The following is a 19,638-nucleotide window of genomic DNA, read 5'->3' as shown; positions in this document are numbered from 1 at the left end:
GCGGGGCGCAGGGGGGCGGAGCCTTCCGGCTTGCCGCAGGCGTGGCCTAGGCGATGCTGTACTACATCTTCCGCCGGGTCCTGATGATGATCCCGACGCTGGTGATCACCAGCGCGCTGATCTTCGCCATCATCGAGGCGCCGCCGGGCGACTATCTCGAGAGCTACATCGCCGAACTGAAGGCGCAGGGCGAGGCGGTCGACACCGCCCGGATCGAATACCTGCGCAAGGAATACGGCTTCGACAAGTCGCCGGTGGAGCGCTACTTCACCTGGGTCGGCGGCATGTTCGTCGGCGATTTCGGCTACTCCTTCGCCTATGAGCTGCCGGTCACCGCGGTCGTCGGCGACAGGCTGTTCCTGACCATCGTGGTGTCGATGGCGACCATCATCTTCACCTGGCTGATCGCCTTCCCGATCGGCATCTATTCGGCGACGCACCAGTACAGCTGGGGCGACTACGGCTTCACCTTCCTCGGGTTGCTCGGGCTGGCCACGCCGAACTTCCTGCTCGCCCTGATCCTGATGTATCTCGCCAACGTCTGGTTCGGCACCTCCATCGGCGGGCTTGTCGATCCCGCGCTGATCGACAAGCCGATGAGCTGGGCGAAGTTCGTCTCCGTGCTCGAGCACATCTGGGTGCCCGTCATCGTCATCGGGACCGCGGGCACCGCCGGCATGATCCGGCGTATCCGCGCGAACCTGCTCGACGAACTGCAGAAGCAGTACGTCACCACCGCGCGCGCCAAGGGACTTCATCCGTTCCGCGCGCTGGTCAAGTATCCGCTGCGCATGTCGCTGAACTTCTTCATCTCCGACATCGGCTCGCTGCTGCCGGCGGTCATCTCGGGCGCGGAAGTGGTCGCCATCGTGCTTTCGCTGGAAACCACCGGCCCTCTATTGATTTCGGCGCTGCAGCAGCAGGACATGTACCTGGCCGGATCGTTCCTGATGTTCCTGTCGCTGCTGACGGTCGTCGGCGTCCTGATTTCCGACATTGCGCTTGCCTGGCTCGACCCGCGCATCCGGCTGAGCGGCGGAGCGCGCAAATGACCCTTCCCGCAAACGCGACACGCCTGCCGCACACGGTCTCGGACCTGCCGTTCGATCCGGACGCCATCTACAAATACACGGATGCGCAGAAGGCGCTGTTCGAGGCGTCGCAGCTGCGGCTGATGTGGTGGAAGTTCAAGCGCCACAAGCCGGCGCTGATTTCCGGCATCTTCCTCGCACTTCTCTATCTCTCGATCCTGATCTCCGAGATCCTGGCGCCGTACAACCTCGAGACGCGCAACGCGAGCCACATCTACGCGCCGCCGCAGTCGATCCATCTGTTCCACGAAGGCGAGTTCGTCGGGCCGTTCGTCTACGGCTACGACTTCAAGCTGAACATGGAGAACCTGAAGCGCGAGTACGCGCCCAATCCCGAGAAGGTCCAGCCGATCCGCTTCTTCTGCAGCGGCGACAAGTACGAGTTCTGGAACCTGTTCGAGGCGCGGTTCCATATCGTCTGCCCGGCCGAAAAGGGGACGCTGTTCCTGCTCGGCACCGATCGCCTCGGCCGCGACGTGCTGAGCCGCATCATCTACGGCGCCCGGATTTCGCTGACGATCGGCCTGCTCGGCATCGGTGTCAGCCTCGTGCTCGGCATCGTCATCGGCGGCATGGCCGGCTACTACGGCGGGCTGTTCGCCGTGCTGAGCCAGCGCCTGATCGAAGTCATCCAGTCGCTGCCCTCGATCCCGCTCTGGCTGGCGCTGGCGGCGATCCTGCCGATCACATGGTCGCCGATCTTCGTCTATTTCGGCATCACGGTGATCCTCGGCCTGCTCGACTGGACGGGTCTTGCGCGCACGGTGCGTTCGAAACTCCTGGCGCTGCGCGAGGAGGATTATGTCTCGGCAGCCCAGGTGATGGGCGCAAACAGCAGCCGCATCGTGTTTCGCCACCTGGTTCCCGGTTTCGCCTCGCACCTGATCGCCACCGCGACGATCGCCATCCCGACCATGATCCTCGGCGAGACGACTCTGAGCTTCCTGGGGCTCGGCCTCAGGGCGCCGATCACCAGCTGGGGCGTGCTCTTGTCGGAGGCGCAGAACATCAACGCCGTGGCGCTCTATCCCTGGCTGCTTTGGCCGGTGCTTCCGGTTATTCTGGTTGTCCTCGCGTATAATTTCTTCGGGGATGGCCTGCGCGACGCCGCGGACCCCTACAAGTGAGGCTGGGGCGGGAATTGGGTCAATGACGGCCGGCTGCGGACGGCCTTGAAAGCTTGCGAAAGACGACTCCGGACCTGGGCGAACCGTCTATGAACGACCGCATGGAGCAGAATCTTTTCAGATACATCTGGAGCCATTCAAAGCGCCAGCAGGTCTGGATTCTGTGCATCGTCCTGCTGTCGATGCCGACCTACTTCCTGGCCTTCGACATTCCCAAGCTGATCGTCAACGGGCCGATCCAGGGCAGGGGGTTCGAGTCTCCGGACGCTACTCAGAACGTGCTGCCGATCACCATCGGCAACCCGTTCGGCGACCAGTCGTTCACCCTGTTCAGCGGCTTCGAACTCGACCGCATGGGCGCGCTCATCGCGCTCTCGCTGGCCTTCCTCGGCTACGTGATCATCAACGGCGCGTTCAAGCTCTACATCAACACCTACAAGGGCAGGCTTGGCGAGCGGATGCTGCGCCGGCTGCGCTACCAGCTTGTCGACCGGGTGCTGCGTTTTCCGTTCCCGCAGTACCGCCGCGTGCGCAGCTCCGAAATCGCGACGATGATCAAGGACGAGGTCGACCCGCTGGGCGGCTTCATCGGCGAAGCCTTTGCGACGCCGGTCTTCCTCACCGGCCAGGCGCTGGCGGCGCTGCTCTTCATCATGCTTCAGAGCTGGGCGCTCGGCCTCGTCACGCTGGCGATCCTGATGATCCAGACGCTTTTGATCCCCAAGCTGCGCGGGCGGCTGCGCAGCCTGGCCCTGCAGCGCCAGCTCACCGCCCGCGACCTGTCGGGACGCGTCAGCGAGATCGTCGACGGCGCCACCGACATCCGCCTGAACGACAACACCAATTTCGAGCGGGCCGACATTTCGGACAGGCTGGCGAAGATCTTCTTCATTCGCTTCGACTTCTACCAGTGGAAGTTCATGGTGAAGTTCATCAACAACTTCCTCGCCCAGTTCACGCCCTTCGTCTTCTACCTCGGCGGCGGCATCCTGGCGATCCGCGGCAACCTCGACATCGGCCAGCTGGTGGCCGTCATCGCCGCCTACAAGGACCTGCCGGGGCCGATCAAGGAGCTGATCGACTGGGACTACCAGCGGCTCGACGTGCAGGTGAAATACACGCAGGTGGTCAACGCCTTCGACATCACGCCGCTCGCGCCGGCGAACTCGCAGGAGCTGCAGACCAGCCGGGTGCCGCACCTGGAAGGGCCGTTCGTGTTCCGCCAGGTGGCGGCGGCGGACGAGACCGGCAAGACGCTGCTGAGCGGCGTCGACCTGACGATCGAGCTGCGCGAGAACGTCATCGCCATCGGCGCGGCCGGCGACGGCGCGGAGGTGATCGGCGAGCTGCTTGCCCGGCTGACGCCGATTTCGGGGGGAACCCTCAGCATCGGCTCCACGGCGCTTTCGTCGCTGCCGGAATGGCAGACCGGCCGGCGCATCGGCTATGTCGGCCCGGAACCCTTCTTCGCGCACGGCACGGCGCGCGAGGCGCTGCTCAGCGGCCTTCGCCACGCGCCCTTCCGTCCGCCGCCCCCGGGTTCGGCGATGACGCCGCTGATCCTCAAGGAGGCCGCGGCATCGGGAAATCCGCCGTTCGACCGGCGGGCCGACTGGATCGACTACGAGGCGACCGGCGCGACCACCGAGGAGGAACTGGCCAAGCGCATCACCCAGGTGCTCGCGCTGGTCAATCTCGAGGAGGACTTCTACGCCTTCGGCCTGCGCACCAAGCTTTCCGATGCGACCGAGGGCGACGGCGAGGAGATGTTCCTCAACGCCCGCCGCATGTTCCTCGAGCGGCTGACGAGCGGCGACAACGCGGCCGACGTCGAGCCGTTCGTGCTGACGCAGTTCAATTCGCAGCTTACCCTGTTCCAGAACATCGTGTTCGGCGCGGCCTCGTCGCCCGACATGATACCCAACGAGTTCCCCGCGGACTCGCCGCTGTGGCAGTTCCTGCAGAATGACGGGCTGGACGAGCAGCTCTACAGGCTCGGGCGGGAAGCCTCGGCCGTCATCGTCGACCTGTTCGGCGAAGTGTCTGACAACATCAAGATCCTCGAGCGCCTCGACCTGATCGACCCGACCAAGCTGCCCGACTACAGCGCGGCGCTCGGGCGCACGGAAGGCGTCGCCTTCGCCGACGTGGCGGCTGCGGACAAGCAGCGGTTCATCCGCGTTGCGCTGAGCTACAACGAGCCTCGCCACCGACTGGATCTGATGACCGGCGAACTCGGCGAGGCCATCGTTCGGGCGCGCATGGTCTTCCGCGAAAGAGTCCCGCCCAATGTCGCGGCCGAGTTTTCGTTCCACGATCCCGACGAAATCAACCCCTATGCTTCGCTGCAGGACAACATCCTGTTCGGCCGCATCGTCGACAGCCGCGCCGGCGCGGTCGACAGGGTCAACGCGCTTCTCAGGGCGATCCTGGAAGAGCTTTCGCTCTCCTACGTGGTGCTGGAGCGTGGCCTGAAATACGAGATCGGGTCGGGCGGTCGCCGGCTCTCGCTGTCGCAACGCCAGCAACTGGGCCTTGCGCGCGTCCTGATCCGGCGGCCGGACTTCCTGATCGTGAACCGAGGCCTGAACGCGCTCGACAACCGGACCGTGGAAAAGGTTGTCCGGGGCATTCTGGACATGGCAAAATCGAACACCGGCGGTTTTGGCGTGCTCTGGATCACGTCTTCGGAAGCCCAGGCGCCCCTGTTCGACAGGGTTTTGAAGTTTTCCCGCGGTGCCTTGATTTCGGACGAGACGACAGCATGAGAAGACCGATGAACATTCCGCCTGCATGCAGGAGGGTCGCATGAGCCTCGAAGAAGACGCGTTGCTTCTCGCGAAAGTGGAGCTTTTCGCCAACGTCGCGCCACGGCGTCTGAAACTGCTGGCGCTGGCGTCGAGCCGCGTGCTGTTTGCCTCGGGCCAGGACCTGTGCGTGGAAGGCGACGAGGGCTACGAAGCCTTCATCGTGGTTTCCGGCGAGGCGGACGTGAAGATCAAGACGCCGTCCGGCGTCGCGACCGTCGCGCGGCTCAAGCGCAACGACATCGTCGGCGAGATGGCGATCCTGCGCGACATGCCGCGCACCGCGACCGTTACCGCGGTATCCGATGTCTCGACGCTGCGCATCGGCAAGCAGGATTTCCTGAACCTGCTCAAGGAGTTCCCGGAGGTAACCGTCGAGGTCATGCGCTCGCTTGCCGACCGCCTGGCCCGAACCACCAGCGAGCTGGCGAATCTACGGTCCGCCGCAAAGGCGTGATTGGCATGGAATCGCAGTCTGCAATCGACATACGGGTATGGGGCGCGCGCGGAACGTTCCCCATGGTCGGCGCCGATGCGCTCGAATTTGGCGGGCATACCGCTTGCGTGGAGGTGCGCGCCGGCGACAGCCTGATGCTGTTCGACGCCGGCAGCGGGATCATCCCGGCGGGCAAGGCCCTGCTCGAGGAGGGCATCACCGAGATCAACCTCCTCTTCAGCCACGTCCACTACGACCACATCATCGGTCTGCCCTATTTCCTGCCGGCCTTCTGGAACAAGGCGAGGCTGCGCATCTGGGCCGGGCACATGCAGGACGGCTCGACGCCGGAGCAACTGGTCGACGGCATCTTCCGGCCGCCCTACTTCCCGATCACCAAGGAGTACATGCGCGCCGACGTCGAGTACCGGCAGTTCACGCCGGGCGACGTGCTGGAGCCGTCGCCCGGCGTGCGGCTGGTCACCGGTTCGCTGACCCATCCCAACGGGGCGGTCGGCTACCGCGTCGAATGCAAGGGCGCGACCTTCTGCTACCTCACCGATTTCGAACACGACGGCGGCGCGGGCGACGCCGAGATCGTTCGCCTGGCCCGCAACGCCGACCTTGCCATGCTCGACGCGACCTACACGCCCGAGGAATATCCGCGCTACGTGAAATTCGGCCACTCGACCTGGCGGGATTGCGGCGCCCTTTGCGCCAAGGCCGGCGTGCGCGAATGGGGCATGTTCCACCACATGCACATGCGCGCCGACATCGACCAGCAGGCGATCGAGGACGCCGCGCGCAAGGAATACCCGAACGCCTTTGCCGTGCGGCAGGGGCAGCACTTCCATCTCGCCGCAAGGACGGAGAACGCGGGCACGTGATTGCCTTGCCGATGCGCTACCGGCGTTGGCTGGTGCCCATCCTCGGGCCCCGGACGACGAAGGCCATGCCGACGCGCGTCGAGGTCGCGATCCTAGAGCAGGAAAATCGCGGCGAGGTGCTGGCCAAGGTTGTCCAACTGGTCATCGCCGCCGCCTGGGGCGCGCTCTACCTCCTGTCGACGCCGGTCCGCCAGGAGGGTTTCGTCGTCATCCCCTACGCGCTCGGAATCTACGTCGCCGTCAACGGGATAGGCCTGTTCTGGGCGATGCGGCGGCGGCTGCCGAACTGGGCGGTCTACTTCTCCATCGTCTTCGACATGACGCTTCTCTACGTGGTGATCTGGCGCTTCCACGTGCTCGCGGACCAGCCGGCGGCGCTGTATCTGAAAGCCCCGACGCTTGCCTTCGTCTTCGTGTTCATCACGCTTCGCGCGCTGCGGTTCCAGCCGGCTTTCGTGCTGGTGGCCGGGGGAACGGCCGTGCTGGGCTGGCTGATCATGGTGGCCTATGCCGCGCTGGCGGACCCGGGCGCCGTGATCGCCAACAATTTTGCCGACTATTTCACCGGAAATGTCATCCTGCCGACCGCCGAACTCGAGAAGATCCTGGCAATGGCGCTGGTGACGGGCATCCTGGCGCTGGCGCTCTACCGCGGCAGGTCGCTGCTCATCCGCGCCACCACCGAAACGGTCGCCGTCAGGCAGCTTTCGCGCTTCTTCGACAGCAGCGTCGTGGAGGACATCCGCTCGGGCGAAAGCCCGCTCGCGCCAGGCGAGGGGCGCGCGTGCGAGGCGGCGATCCTGAATGTCGACATTCGCGGCTTTTCCAACCTTGTCGAGCACATGCCGCCGTCGGAGGTCATCGCGATGCTCGCGGCCTATCAGAGCCGCGTCGTGCCGATCATCCAGGCGCATGGCGGCGTGATCGACAAGTTCATGGGCGACGGCATCATGGCGACCTTCGGGGCCGTGCGGCCGACGGACAGCTATGCCGCCGACGCGCTGCGCGCGATGGAGGCGATCCGCCGGGACATTGGCGACTGGCCGCAGGAGAGCGAACTCGCCTCGGTCGCCAGGCAGGGCATCGGGATCGCCGTTTCGGCCGGGCCGATCGTCTTCGGCGCGGTCGGCGACAGCGACCGTCTCGAGGTGACGGTGATCGGCGCCAGCGTCAATCTCTCGGCGAAGCTCGAGAAGGCCAACAAGATCCTGGGCACCGAGGCAGTGGCCACCAGGCATGCCTACGACACCGCCATCCAGCAGGGCTACGCCCCCCGGCATCGGCCGGACTTCATCGCGGCCAGCATCGAGGGCGTCGCGCGCAACACGCCGGTGGTCGCCTGGGGCCTTTCGAGGACGGAGCGATCGTCGCCCTAGGCGTCCGGTCGGCTCCGGGCGCATTCGTGAAGCGGTGGGGTCCAGCGTGCCGCGCCGCTGCCAAGCAGGGTCTCGACGATGGATTCGGTGAACGACCAGGTCGGGTCGTCCTGCACGAGGTGGTGGGTCAGGAGCCCGTAGGGTTCGGCGTTGTCGGCGTCGCCGCTCCTGCGCGCTTCGAGCTGGCGGGCGATCTGCGCGTCGAGCAGGCCGGGGTCGAGCAATCCGCCGCCGGATTTCCAGGCGACCGGGTCGAGGTGGGTGTTGACCTGGACGAGCCCGGGGGCCGCGTATTTCGCCGTGCGCGGCGTGAAAGTGGAAAGCGCCAGGAAGCCGAGCGCGCCGAGCCGGTCGGCGACGTCTTGTGACAGCCGGTTCCAGGGCGGCGTGAAGACGGGCAGCATCTGGTCCGCGAAGATTTCCTTGAGCAAGCTTCGTCCCGACGCGATCTCCGCGCACATCGTTTCGGTGTCGCGATGCGGCCCGAACTCGGCCTTCTTCTGGTCGGGCGGCGCGTGGTTGGCGTGCTGCCAGCCATGCACGAGCACAAAGACACCGGAGGCGTCGCTCAGGCGATCCGCAAGCTCGTGCGTCGCCGTCGCCGGAATCACGGCAAGGTGCAGCGGCGCCTGGAGGCGACCGGCGAGACCGAGCAGCCGTTCCAGCGCTGGGGTCGGCGCGACCGCGTCGTCGTCTCGCCACCAGACCGGCAGGGTCAGGCCCGCATCGCGCCAGCGCGCCAGTTCGACGCGGGTCGCTGCAAGCGGAGCGGTCATCGGCGCGCCCGCAGGAGTTCGTCGAGGATCCGCGCGGTCTGCGCCGCGCCGCCGAATTTCAGGCCGTTGACGCTGACGCGCCCGTGTCGCACGGCGGCGTCCGCGGCGTCGGCCAGGTTCTGCGGCGTCAGCTCGTCCTCGGCGATGCAGCCATAACCGTAGCGCTGCCGAAGCGAGGCCGCGCGCAGCGTCTGCTCGACTTCGCCGGCTTCGGCAAAGGGAACGAAGACGCCGGGGACGCCCGCCTGAAGCCAGTCGATCGCCGTGTTGTAGCCGCATTGCCCGACGGCCGCGGCGCAGCGCGTCAGCATCGACCGGTAGTCGGCCCGCAACGGCTCGGCGAAGGCCGGCGCGCCGGCGGCGGCTGCATTCAGCCTGGCGCAGACCTCGGCGGCATCGCCGCCGCCGACGAGCAGGCGCCAGCGTCGTTCGCCGAGCCTTGCGGCCTCGATGGCGGTGTCGAAAAGCCTGCGGCCGACCGGCCCGCCACCTGCCGTGACGACGATCTCGCCAAGCCCCTCGCCGGCGGCCGGCTCGATCGCGGGCAGGGGCGGGGCGATGAAGCCGGTGTAGTGGAGCAGCCGTTCGATGGCCGGTGTCACCGGCCAGCTCGCCTGCAGGGGAACGACATCGATATCCGAATGCACAAGGACGCCATCGTAATACTGGGCGAGCCAGGCCTCTGTCTGCTTCGCCTTCTTCTCGGAGGACGGCGGCGCGAGGATGTCGCGGATCGAGCAGAGGACAAGCGGAGCAGGGTCGAGGCTGCCCGTCAGCGAGAGCGCCGCCTCGAATTCCTGGCGCAACACCCGGCGCCCGAACGGGAAAAGCTCGGTGATCAGAACGTCGGGCGGGCTTTGGCGAAGGGCGTCCTCGAGCGCCTCGATGCGCTCCTGCATGAATTCCGGCGAAACCGGCTCTCCGGCCGTGTCCAGCAGCCGCGTGAAGCTGGCGCCGTCCGAGCGGACCGGCGGCAGTTGCACGAAATCCAGCCCCGAGAGGTCGAGGTGGCTGGTCGGCATGCCGCCCGAAATCACCAGCGGCGCGAACCCGGCGTCGCGAAGCGAGCGCGCCAGCGTCATCGAGCGGCTGAGGTGCCCGGTGCCCAGGAGGTGCGTGACGAGGATGGTGACGCGCTTCATGAGCCGGGGACTTCCAAGAGGCGAACGGGGCTGCCGTCGTGGGAAAGCGCTCCGCTGTCTTGCACGTCGATGCGGTAGAGCCGATCCCGCTTGATCCTGAACGGTGGCGGGCCCTCAAAATCCCAGCCGGTCGCGCGCGCCAGAAGGACGCGCATGATGCCGATATGCGACACCACCACGGCCTCGCCCTCCAGGGTGCGGAGCCACGGCTCCAGCCGCTCCCAGACCGCAGCCGGGGCCTCGCCGCCAGGCGGACGGTAGGTCCATCCCCACTCCTCGATGTGGCGATAGCCCGACGCCGGGTCTTTCAGCATCTCGACCCCGTACTGGCCTTCACACTGGCCCCAGTCCATCTCGATCAGTTCGGGGACGATGACGGGTTCGCTCCGGCCGACGATCCGGGCCGTCTCGGCCGCGCGCACGAGGGGGCTGGAGAAAAGCGTCGCGCCGGCGAACTCGTCAGGCAGCCGCAGGCGCGAAAGGTGCTGGCGCGCCTCGGCGTCCAGCGGCTCGTCCGTGCGGCCCTGTATTCGGCCGGCGCGGTTCCACGCGGTATGGCCGTGGCGCAACAGCGCAAGACGGGCGGCAATCAGCTGGGTCGTCCCCCGATGAGCGGCGCCAGCGCGCCACGAAGGGTGGCGCGGGCCGCGGGAAGAAGGTGATTGGCGGCAATCCGCCTGCGCCCGGCAATCCCTGTCGCGGCCCGCCTGTCCGGATCGGCGGCGAGCGCGTCGATGGCGCTTGCGTAGGCAAGCCGGTCTCCGGGGGGAACCAGCCAGCCGCCGTCGCCAACAACGTCGCGCACGCCCTGCCGGTCTTCGGCGAGAACCGGACAGCCCTGCGCCTGCGCCTCGATGTAGACCATGCCGAACGCCTCGCCGACGCCCGGCCAGACGAGCAGGTCGCCGCCGCGGAACTCCGCGGCCACGCCATCCTGGTCAAGCGCGCCCAGGAAGCGCACCTTGCCTGCGAAGCGTTCGAACAGCGCTTCAACCTCCGCCCGTGCCGGCCCGTCGCCGACGATGCGCAGCGACCAGTCCGGCGATCCTACATGCGCCAGCGCCTCGGCCAATGCCCGGTAGCTCGCCAGCTTGTCCCCGGCGCGGAACATCGCACAGGCAAGTAACCGAATAGTGTCGGAATGCGCGCGCTCGGGCAGGGCGGGCAGCGTCTCCGCCGCCAGGAAGGGCCGCAGCCTGGCCAGCCGCTGGTCGCGTACGCGGTCGCGTTCCAGCGCCTCGCGGTCGTATTCCGTGAGGTAGAAGATGACGTCGGCGCTGTCGCAGGCCTCTTCCGCGGCCTTGGCGAAGCGCGCGTAGGGCCCCCGTAGGCGGCTCGACGCCCGGGTGCCTTCGACGATGGCATAGGGGATGCCCCAGAGCCGCGCCAGGCGCGGCCCCAGAAGGTCTGGCGCCTTGTAGTAGCTGTGATAGGTCACCCACAGGTCGGGGCGGGGACCCGAAGAAAGCCGTTCGATCTCGATTTCGGCCGCCTCGAAGATGCGGTCCTGCGCCGACGCCTCGCCCGCGCCGTCGCGGCTGCGCAGCGTGCTGACCAGCCGGACCTCGCCGAGCCCAGCGGTATCGAGTGCCGCCACCAGCGCCCGGGCCATGGTCCGGTCGCCTGAGGGAACCGGATCGTCCGGCGGCTTCATCGGCGCGTAGAAGGCGACGACGCTCATCGGGTGGCTGCCAGCGCGTCGCGCAGCCTGCCAACAAGCAGGCCGATGCCGGCATCCATGCCGAAACGCTCGACCAGCCGCAGGCGGGCGGCCGTCGCCATCTCGGCGCGGCGTTCGGGATCGGCGATCAGGCCAGCGAGCGCGGCCGCCAGCGCGTCGGCCTCCGGGGCGACCAGCACGCCCTGCCTGCCGTTCTCGATGAACTCGGGAATGGAGGAAACGCTGGTCGAGAGGATAGGCAGTTCCTGGCTGGCGGCTTCCATCAGCACGTTCGGCAGCCCGTCGCGGTCGCCGTCGCTGGCGATACGCGAGGGCAACACGAAGAGGTCGGCCTCGCGCAGCGCCGCGATGACCTCGCCCTGGTCGCGTGCGCCGCGCCATTCGATGCGGTCCGCAATGCCGAGTTTCGACGCCTTGTCCTTCAGCGTCTGCGAGAGGTCGCCTCCGCCGATATGGACGAAACGCCAGCTGGTCGTCTCGGGCAGCATGGCGAGCGCCTCGAGCAGCAGGTCGTAGCCCTTTTTCTCCACCAGGCGGCCGACGGACACCACCGTCACCGGTTCGCCGGTCCCGTCGCGGCGGGGACGCGGCGGGGGCGGGGGCGGGAAGCGGGTCAGGTCGAGCCCGTGATAGACGAGCGAGAGGCGGGCGGGATCGACGGACAGGTCGCGCAAATGTTCCGCGCCGAGGCTGGTGCACGTGACGCCGAAGGTGGCGCGTGCAAGCTTGTCGCGTTTCTCCCATTCCGGCGACTTCCATATGTCCTTGGCGTGCGCCGAGAACCCCCAGCCGACGCCGCGCATCATGCTCGCATAGAGGGCGACCGACGACGGAGTGTGCAGGAAATGGGCGTAGACGAACGCAAGGTCGGGCGCGGCCTCGCGGGCCAGCACGGCGGCCTGGCCGAAACGTCGCACGCGGTTCGGCGTCGGGTCGCGCAGCAGGTGGGAGAGCCACAGCCGCAGCGCCCTGCCGAAGCCGGGCAGCCGCATCGCATGACCGAGGCCCTTCAGCACCCGCGAAGGCTCCTGGTAGAGATATTCCGGCAGGTAGCGGACCCGTGCCTTCAGCGCGTCGTGCAGCGCGTGCCGCTTCTTGTCGGTTGGGTGGCGCATGGACCAGACCTCGAATTCGAGGCCTTGCGCTTCGAGCGCCACGAGTTCCTGCGCGATGAAAGTCTCGGAGAGCCGTGGCCAGCCCTTGAGAACGATGGCCAGCCGCCCCGCCGACGATGTCCGTTCGGTCATGCTTCGGCGGGCGCGCTGATCAGCGACTTGGTCAGCGTGATGATCTTCTCGAGGCCGTCCATGAAACCCGGGGGGGCCTTGCCGGAGGGCGGGCTTTGCATGGGAAGCTCGCGGATGGCCCGGGCCATCACTTCGGGGCCGCTTCCGTCGCGCTCGCGGTCGAGCATGCGGATGAGGCCGAGCCGCTCGGCGACGGACGCGCGGATATGCTGCTCCATGCGCGGCACGGTGCGCGGCGCGATCACCGCGCGGCAGTCGAAGGACAGGATCTCGCAGAAGGTGTTGTAGCCACCCATGGCGACCACGCCGATGGCGTTCTGCATCAGGCCTTCGATGCGCGAATCGAAGCCGACGGCGCTGACGCGCGGTTCGAGCGCAGCGACGCGCTGGTCGAAGGCCATGCGGCGCTCGCCGTTCAGGAACGGGCCGTAGACGATCAGGGCGTCGGGCTGCAGGGTCGGATCGTTCTCGTAGGCGCGCAGGGTCCAGTCGACGAGGGCCTCGCCGTCGCCGCCGCCGCCCGGCGTGACCAGCACGTAGGGCTTGTCCGGCAGCGCCGCCGGGGTCTCGTGCGGGACGACGCGGCGCAGGTAGCCCGTGTAGTGCAGGCGGCGCTTGAAGTCCTCCGAGATGTCGAGGCTCTGGAGCGGGTTGTAGACGCTCTGGTCGCCGTAGACCCAGAACTGGTCGTAGAACTTGTCGGCGATCTCCAGCGCGCCCTTGCGCTCCCACTCGTGGCTGAGCGCTTCGGGCGAATCGAGGATGTCGCGGATGCCGAGGACGATCTTGGCCCGCCCCATCTCCTTCAGGATCTCGAGCGTGGTGACCAGTTCGCCGCGAAATCCGCCCGGCTCCTTGTCCACGATGACGAGATCCGGATTGAACGTGACCGCGGCCGCCAGGATAACCGAGGCGCGCAGCGCCGTCGTCTGCTCGATGTCAAGGTTGAGCGACTCGGAGATGTACTCGGCGTCGACGGTCTTGACGATGCCGGGCATGCGGATGTGGTCGACGCCGGGCGGAAAGGTGAAGCGGCCGGCGACCGGCGATCCGGTCAGGATGAGCGCCGAGGAGCCCTCGATCGAGGAGACAAGCGCCTCCGCGATGGCGCGCGAACGCCGCAGATGCCCGAGCCCGAACGTGTCGTGACTGTAGAGCAGGATGTGCGGCGCACGGTTGGCCTGCTGGACTCCGTCACGCATGCATTGGTTCCGCTCGTATCAACTGGCCGTGCAATGGAAATCCGTTCCCCCCAGGGTAACGGTACCATTAGACGCCAGCCATCGCTTTGTGAATAGCTTCGGGCAAACGCGCCTGCAACTTCGCGGGCGGCAGAGGGCCTTTCACTATTGCCGCCAAGGCCTTAAATGACCGAGGCGGGTCCGCACAGGGCCGGCTTCGGAACCCTACATACGATCCAGAAGGCAGGCAAGCATGGTCAGAGCCGATGCCCAACGCATCGCTGCATCGGGGCGGACTCCCGAGGAGCACGAGGATATCGTGCGAGCCCTCGAATCCGATCCGCGTGGCGGCAGCAGCGTAAGGCTGGACTTCGAGACCGGCGACCTGACCGGCTGGAGCGTCAGGCGTCTCGCCAGGGACTATTCGGCGGTCGTGCAGGGCGAGGTCGTGCGGACCGGGTCCAAGGCCTGCCGTTTCGAGATCAGGCCGGGCGACCGCGTCTCGCAGGGGCTGCGGGCGGAACTGCGCGACTGGTACAACGCGCCGTTCGAGGCAGACACCTGGTACGGCTTCTCGACCTACCTGCCAGCGCATTTCGCGCCGCCGAAAGGGGTCGGCGTGGTGCTCGCGCAATGGCATGACCAGGCCGAACTGGGCGACCCCGCCGGCAAGCCGCCGCTCGCGATGCGCTATCTCGACGGGACGCTGCGCTTCACCGGGGCATTTGACGAGATGGCGTCCCAGGATCCGGAGATACGCTACGTCTTCCACGAGATCGCCGACATACCGCACGATACCTGGATGGATTTCGTGTTCCGCATCCACTGGTCGCGCACGGGCGATTCGCGCATCGACGCCTATCTCGGCGGCGAGCCGATGTTCCGGTTCGAGGGGCCGCTCGGCTACCGCAACGAGATCAAGGGCCCGTACTTCAAGCTCGGCGTCTATGCGAGCGACGAGATCGATGGACCGCTGGTCGCCTATCACGACAACTACAGCCGCTCCGACAGTTTTGCGGCGGTCGATCCGAGCATCGTCCACGGGCCGGCGGAGCACGCATGAGCAGCGTCGCCGTCGTGTCGATGCCGGGCGCGGAGGCCCCGGCGCTGCCGAGGGCCGGCGCGTTCGACGCCGTCCTTCGCCTGTCCCTGGCGCACGATGCGGTCGGCCCGCAGGCGGGCAAGGCGGCGGTCGAGATGGCCGAGCGGGCCGGGGCGGACTGGATGGTTCTGCTGGGGCCGGGCGAGGCGTTGCGCGACGACGCGTTCGAACTGGTTGCCCCGGGTCTCAGGCGCTACGACGCGATCTTCGGTTCGGCCCATGTGCGCGGGAGCCCGCAAGCCGTGGCGAAGCTGACCAGGCTCGCCTTCGATACGCCCGACAGGCTGCCGCACGCCCTGCTGAACTGGTGGATGCCGGACGCCCATCTGGTGCGAACGGAGGTCGCGGCGCACACGATCGGGCGGATTGACGTCCGCGCAGGCACGCATCCGAGGCTCGACTACCTGTTCGACCTCTGGGATAGGGCCCGCTGCCTGAAATCGGCGCAGCCACTGCTCGATCTCGACTCGGAGCCGCGGCCCCTGGACGCCTCTGGCCGGATGCAGGTGCTGAAACGTCTTGCGCGACACCCGGTTTTCCTGCCTGTCGTGCACGGTGACGTGGTCTACGAACTGCCCTATACCGGCATGAACGCGGGCATCGAGCGCGAGCAATCGCGGGGCCGGTTCTTCGAGGCGATGGAACTCGAGGAACTGCGCAAGATGGTCAGGCCCGGAGCGCGCGTCGTCGACGTCGGCGCCAACACCGGCAACCACGCGATCTTTTTTGCCGGCCCCATGAAGGCTGAGTCGGTGCTCGTGCTGGAGCCCATGCCCGCGGCGATCGCCGCCCTGCGCGCCGGCGTCGAGCGCAACGGTCTTTCCAATGTCGACCTCTCTCGACTTGGGATCGGCATCTCGGACGTTGCCGGGCGGGCGAGGTTTGTCCGCTCGGAGAAGGGGGGGCTCGGAGCGACCGGGCTGGCGCCGGATCCGGAAGGCGAAATCGGTGTTGCCACGCTCGATTCGATGGTATCGGATCGCGTGGATTTGCTCAAAATCGACGTCGAGGGAATGGAGATGAGCGTGCTGGCAGGCTCACGGCAACTGATCGAGCGCTCAAGGCCGCTGATCTTCATCGAGGTGGCGAACGACAACACGCCGGCCCTGACGGCTTGGCTCGACGGCGCGCGCTACGACGTCGTACGCATCTTCCCGGACAAGGGCCACGCCAACTACCTGCTCGCGCCGGAGGCGGGCCGGTGATGCGCTTCCTGATCACGGGGACGGCCGGGTTCATCGGATTTCACCTTGCGCGGCGCCTGCTCGACGACGGGCACTCGGTAGTCGGCTTCGACGGCATGACGCCCTATTACGATGTCAGCCTGAAGCGGCGGCGACACGAAATCCTCGGCACGTATCCGGCCTTCGTCGCCGTCGAGGCGATGCTGGAGGACGCGCCGTCGCTGCGGGCAGCAGCCGAGGCCGCCAAGGCCGACATCATCGTCCACCTGGCCGGACAGGCCGGCGTCCGCTACAGCCTGGAACAGCCGCACGCCTACGCCAGCGCAAACCTCGTCGGCATGGTCAACGTGCTCGAGCTCTGCCGCGAGGTGAAGCCAAAGCATTTTCTGTTCGGCTCGACCAGTTCGGTCTACGGCATGTCGGACAAGCCCGAATTCGTCGAGACCGACACGACCGACCGACCGGTATCGCTCTATGCGGCGACCAAGAAGTCGGGCGAGGTGATGGCGCATTCCTATGCGCACCTGTTCGGCATTCCCACCACGGTGTGCCGCTTCTTCACCGTCTACGGCCCCTATGGTCGCCCCGACATGTCGCTCTTCAAGTTCGTCAAGGCGATCCTCGACGACGAACCGATCGACGTCTTCGGCAATGGCGTGCACGAGCGCGATTTCACCTATGTCGGCGACCTGGTCGAGGCGGTGACGCGGCTGGCCGGCTGCATTCCCGAGATCGGCCGGCCGGTCGACGCGGAAGGCGTGGTCGACACGCTGTCGGCGATCGCGCCCTATCGCGAAGTCAACATAGCCGGCGGCCGCACCGTCGGCCTGATCCGCTACATCGAGACGATCGAAGAGATTCTCGGCAAGAAGGCGCGGCTGAACCTCTTGCCGATGCAGGCCGGCGACGTCATGCGCACCTCCGGGTCGGCGGCGCTTCTCGAGGCGCTGACCGGATACCAGCCGGAGACGGACATCCGAGCGGGCATGACGCGCTTCGTCGACTGGTACGTGGCTGAGATGCATCCTTCGGCGGGGCCGGCGCGCTGAGATGGACCTCGACGGCAAGACGATCGCTGTCATCGGCCTCGGCTATGTCGGGCTGCCGCTGGCGCTGGAGTTCGGCAAGACGCGGCCGGTGGTCGGCTTCGACATCCGGCGCAGCCGCATCGACGAACTTCTGGACGGGCGCGACTCCACGCTCGAGGCCGATCCCGAGGAACTGAAGCGCGCCAGCCGGCTGGAATTCACCGACGATCCCGACGCGCTCAGGCAATGCGGCATCTTCATCGTGACGGTTCCGACCCCGATCGACTCGGCGAACCGTCCCGACCTGGCGCCTCTGATCCGCGCCACCGAGACGGTCGGCAGGGCGCTCGCGCAGGGCGGCGTCGTCATCTACGAATCGACGGTCTACCCCGGCTGTACGCGCGAGATCTGCGTACCGATCCTCGAGGAGCTCTCCGGCCTGAAGCTGAACGAGGGTTTTTACGTCGGCTACAGCCCCGAGCGCGCCAATCCCGGCGACCGGCAGCACCGGTTGACCAACATCGTCAAGGTCACCAGCGGATCGACCCCGGAAGCCGCCGCCGCGATCGACGCGCTCTACGGCTCGATCGTCACCGCCGGCACGTACAAGGCGGGTTCCATCGAGGTCGCCGAGGCCGCCAAGGTCATCGAGAACACGCAGCGCGATCTCAACATCGCGCTGATGAACGAACTGGCCATCATCTTCAACCGGCTCGGCATCGACACGCTGGAGGTGTTGGCGGCCGCGCAGACAAAATGGAACTTCCTGCCGTTCAGGCCGGGCCTGGTCGGCGGCCACTGCATCGGCGTCGATCCCTACTACCTGACGCACAAGGCGCAGGAGGCGGGCTATCATCCCGAAGTCATCCTCGCCGGGCGGCGCATCAACGACGGCATGGGCCGCTATGTGGCCGACCGGGTCGCGAGACTGATGATGAAGCGGGGCTTTCCGGTCGTCGGCAGCCGCATCCTCGTGATGGGGCTGGCGTTCAAGGAGAACTGCCCGGACATCCGCAATTCCAAGGCGATCGACATCGTGAAGGAGCTGCAGCAGTTCAATGCCGCCGTCGATATCTGGGATCCCTGGATATCGGCCGGCGCCTGCCGGGAAGAGACCGGGCTCGACTGCCTGGCCGCGCTGCCGGGAGCCGGCGTCTACGACGCCGTGGTGGTGGCCGTCGGCCATCGCGAGTTCGTCGCGGGCGGCGCAACTGGAATTCGTGCGCTGGGCAAGGAGAACGCCGTGCTCTACGACGTCAAGGGCATCTTCGCCAAGGACGAGACCGACGGCCGGCTCTAGGAGCCGGAACCACCGGCGGTCGCCTCGTGCGCCTCATCCTGTCTGTCGAACGGCCCGAGCCGGATCGGCGTCGCTTGTCCCGGGGGATCCGCGCTCCCGCCGCGCCAGACAGCCTCGTTGAGGAACTTGGTGAGCGGCGTATGCCGCCAGTAGGCCACGCGCCCGTCCGCGAGGTCGAATTCGACCGTTGCCAGGCGCGCCGATGGGCGCGCGCCTGTTGGCCGCCCCAGGCTTCGCGCCTCCGCCAGCAGGCGAACGCGCTTTCCCGAGACCTCGATCGTCACGCCCGGCCGCTTGCGGAACACGCTGCACATCGATGCGAGTTGCGCCCGCGTCCAGTGCGGTTGGACGACGGGCCGAGGGGCGTCCATGCGGGCATAGGGATAGCTGCCCGGCGGCTGGGGCCATCCGCGCAGCGCGCCCGAGCAATAGCGCGGGACGACTTCCGTCACCATGCGCACCATCGCGTCGTGGAGGAAGCCGGAGGCGTCGCCGACCCTGCCGGCGTCCGCCATCGCCGCCTGGGCAACGATCGGCCCTTCGTCGAAGCCGCCGGTCATCTCGTGCAGCGTGACGCCGCCGTGGCGCCGCCAGGCATTGTCGAGCGCCAGCCAGTGGAACGGCTTCGGGCCGCGATAGTAGGGCAGGAGTGCCGGATGGAAGTTGAGCGCGCCGAGCGGGAAGAGCGACGTGACACTTTGTGGCACGAGCCGCATGAAGCCGTAGGTGATCGCCACGTCGGGCTTGCCTGCCTCAAGGTCGGCGCGCAGCCGGTCCCAGTCGAGGGGGCTTTCAGGCTCGACCAGCGGAATGCGGTGGCGACGAAGCATCCTGACGATGCGCCATTGGAAGGTGACCCATTTCCGGGGCGACGTCAGCGGGCTGGGGCGCCCCTGCCGGTATGCGACGACGGCGCTGATACGGTGACCGGCGTCGAGCCAGGCCTGCATCGTCGCGAGGGTGGTTGCCGAGAGGTGCAGGAAAAACACCGCTGTGAAGGCAGTTGGGCGTTCGTCCGCCAAGGATCTGGCATTCCTCTATGGGTTTGACCGCGACGCCCCTTGGAGATTATAGGGGGAGCGTTAGGGAAAGCGGGGAGATCTAGCGTGAAGAAGCAATATGTGACACCGGCGCTTGTCAAGCGCGAGCTTATCTCGGCGGTCGCAGCCAAGCCGCTGCCGTCAGGGGTGGTGGATTGATCTTGACAGGGCCCGCCGACGCTCGGGCCTACGAAAATAGACGCCACGAGGGCACGTCGCCTGCCTGAGGATGG

17 protein-coding genes are annotated in these 19,638 nt (G+C 67.1%); 10 read left to right on the top strand and 7 right to left on the bottom strand.

Annotation, left to right across the window (positions count from 1 at the left end):
* The first annotated feature begins 53 nt into the window (after positions 1-53).
* The 6 genes from ABUE31_RS11355 (at position 54) to ABUE31_RS11330 (ending at position 7,724) form a co-directional block, all read left to right on the top strand.
* Positions 54-1,052: an ABC transporter permease gene (locus tag ABUE31_RS11355; RefSeq protein WP_367723715.1), complete on the top strand. Its 999-nt coding sequence runs from the start codon at positions 54-56 to the stop codon at positions 1,050-1,052.
* Positions 1,049-2,218, top strand: coding sequence for an ABC transporter permease (locus tag ABUE31_RS11350; protein WP_367723714.1), 1,170 nt, complete (start codon positions 1,049-1,051; stop codon positions 2,216-2,218). The genes ABUE31_RS11355 and ABUE31_RS11350 overlap by 4 nt, the downstream gene beginning before the upstream one ends.
* A gap of 89 nt (positions 2,219-2,307) precedes the next feature.
* Positions 2,308-4,986 carry an ABC transporter transmembrane domain-containing protein gene (locus tag ABUE31_RS11345; RefSeq protein WP_367723713.1) on the top strand — a complete coding sequence of 893 codons (2,679 nt, stop codon included), beginning with the start codon at positions 2,308-2,310 and terminating at the stop codon, positions 4,984-4,986.
* A gap of 40 nt (positions 4,987-5,026) precedes the next feature.
* A complete protein-coding gene (locus ABUE31_RS11340) occupies positions 5,027-5,482 on the top strand; it encodes a cyclic nucleotide-binding domain-containing protein (protein ID WP_367723712.1) in 456 nt (151 codons plus the stop codon).
* A gap of 5 nt (positions 5,483-5,487) precedes the next feature.
* Positions 5,488-6,348, top strand: coding sequence for an MBL fold metallo-hydrolase (locus tag ABUE31_RS11335; protein WP_367723711.1), 861 nt, complete (start codon positions 5,488-5,490; stop codon positions 6,346-6,348).
* Positions 6,345-7,724, top strand: coding sequence for an adenylate/guanylate cyclase domain-containing protein (locus ABUE31_RS11330; RefSeq protein ID WP_367723710.1), 1,380 nt, complete (start codon positions 6,345-6,347; stop codon positions 7,722-7,724). The genes ABUE31_RS11335 and ABUE31_RS11330 overlap by 4 nt, the downstream gene beginning before the upstream one ends.
* Here the strand turns inward: ABUE31_RS11330 and ABUE31_RS11325 are convergent.
* The 6 genes from ABUE31_RS11325 to ABUE31_RS11300 are packed head-to-tail and all read right to left on the bottom strand — an operon-like array spanning position 7,721 to position 13,772.
* The gene (locus ABUE31_RS11325) at positions 7,721-8,500 is read right to left on the bottom strand and encodes a polysaccharide deacetylase family protein (RefSeq protein ID WP_367723709.1); all 780 of its coding nucleotides are present in this window, start codon (positions 8,498-8,500) and stop codon (positions 7,721-7,723) included. The two genes, ABUE31_RS11330 and ABUE31_RS11325, sit on opposite strands and share 4 nt — an antisense overlap.
* Positions 8,497-9,642 (bottom strand): glycosyltransferase family protein, encoded by a 1,146-nt coding sequence (locus tag ABUE31_RS11320; protein WP_367723708.1) that lies wholly within the window; start codon positions 9,640-9,642, stop codon positions 8,497-8,499. Before ABUE31_RS11320 ends, ABUE31_RS11325 begins: the two co-directional genes overlap by 4 nt.
* Positions 9,639-10,211, bottom strand: coding sequence for a histidine phosphatase family protein (locus ABUE31_RS11315; protein ID WP_367723707.1), 573 nt, complete (start codon positions 10,209-10,211; stop codon positions 9,639-9,641). Before ABUE31_RS11315 ends, ABUE31_RS11320 begins: the two co-directional genes overlap by 4 nt.
* A 20-nt stretch (positions 10,212-10,231) precedes the next feature.
* Positions 10,232-11,323 carry a glycosyltransferase family 4 protein gene (locus ABUE31_RS11310; protein WP_367723706.1) on the bottom strand — a complete coding sequence of 364 codons (1,092 nt, stop codon included), beginning with the start codon at positions 11,321-11,323 and terminating at the stop codon, positions 10,232-10,234.
* Positions 11,320-12,570 (bottom strand): glycosyltransferase, encoded by a 1,251-nt coding sequence (locus tag ABUE31_RS11305; RefSeq protein WP_367723705.1) that lies wholly within the window; start codon positions 12,568-12,570, stop codon positions 11,320-11,322. Before ABUE31_RS11305 ends, ABUE31_RS11310 begins: the two co-directional genes overlap by 4 nt.
* Complete coding sequence (locus ABUE31_RS11300) at positions 12,567-13,772, bottom strand: glycosyltransferase family protein (protein ID WP_367723704.1); 1,206 nt, start codon at positions 13,770-13,772, stop codon at positions 12,567-12,569. The genes ABUE31_RS11305 and ABUE31_RS11300 overlap by 4 nt, the downstream gene beginning before the upstream one ends.
* Positions 13,773-14,004: 232 nt before the next feature.
* On the opposite strand from ABUE31_RS11300, the gene ABUE31_RS11295 reads away from it, so the two are divergent.
* Genes ABUE31_RS11295 through ABUE31_RS11280 form a run of 4 tightly spaced genes read left to right on the top strand, consistent with a single transcriptional unit; the run spans position 14,005 to position 18,365 of the window.
* Positions 14,005-14,814, top strand: coding sequence for a polysaccharide lyase family 20 protein (locus ABUE31_RS11295; protein ID WP_367723703.1), 810 nt, complete (start codon positions 14,005-14,007; stop codon positions 14,812-14,814).
* On the top strand, positions 14,811-16,058 hold the full coding sequence (locus tag ABUE31_RS11290) for an FkbM family methyltransferase (RefSeq protein ID WP_367723702.1): 1,248 nt from the start codon (positions 14,811-14,813) through the stop codon (positions 16,056-16,058). Before ABUE31_RS11295 ends, ABUE31_RS11290 begins: the two co-directional genes overlap by 4 nt.
* Positions 16,058-17,086: an NAD-dependent epimerase/dehydratase family protein gene (locus ABUE31_RS11285; RefSeq protein WP_367723701.1), complete on the top strand. Its 1,029-nt coding sequence runs from the start codon at positions 16,058-16,060 to the stop codon at positions 17,084-17,086. Before ABUE31_RS11290 ends, ABUE31_RS11285 begins: the two co-directional genes overlap by 1 nt.
* A gap of 1 nt (position 17,087) precedes the next feature.
* Positions 17,088-18,365 carry a nucleotide sugar dehydrogenase gene (locus ABUE31_RS11280; protein ID WP_367723700.1) on the top strand — a complete coding sequence of 426 codons (1,278 nt, stop codon included), beginning with the start codon at positions 17,088-17,090 and terminating at the stop codon, positions 18,363-18,365.
* Here ABUE31_RS11280 and ABUE31_RS11275 read toward each other — a convergent pair.
* Positions 18,362-19,387 (bottom strand): formyltransferase family protein, encoded by a 1,026-nt coding sequence (locus ABUE31_RS11275; protein WP_367723699.1) that lies wholly within the window; start codon positions 19,385-19,387, stop codon positions 18,362-18,364. The genes ABUE31_RS11280 and ABUE31_RS11275 overlap by 4 nt on opposite strands.
* Between the last annotated feature and the right edge of the window lie 251 nt (positions 19,388-19,638).

This window comes from Mesorhizobium marinum (genome assembly GCF_040813675.1).
Lineage (GTDB): Bacteria > Pseudomonadota > Alphaproteobacteria > Rhizobiales > Rhizobiaceae > Mesorhizobium_K > Mesorhizobium_K marinum.
Note: the sequence above shows the minus strand (reverse complement) of the source record. Positions and strands in the feature narration are given on the sequence as shown.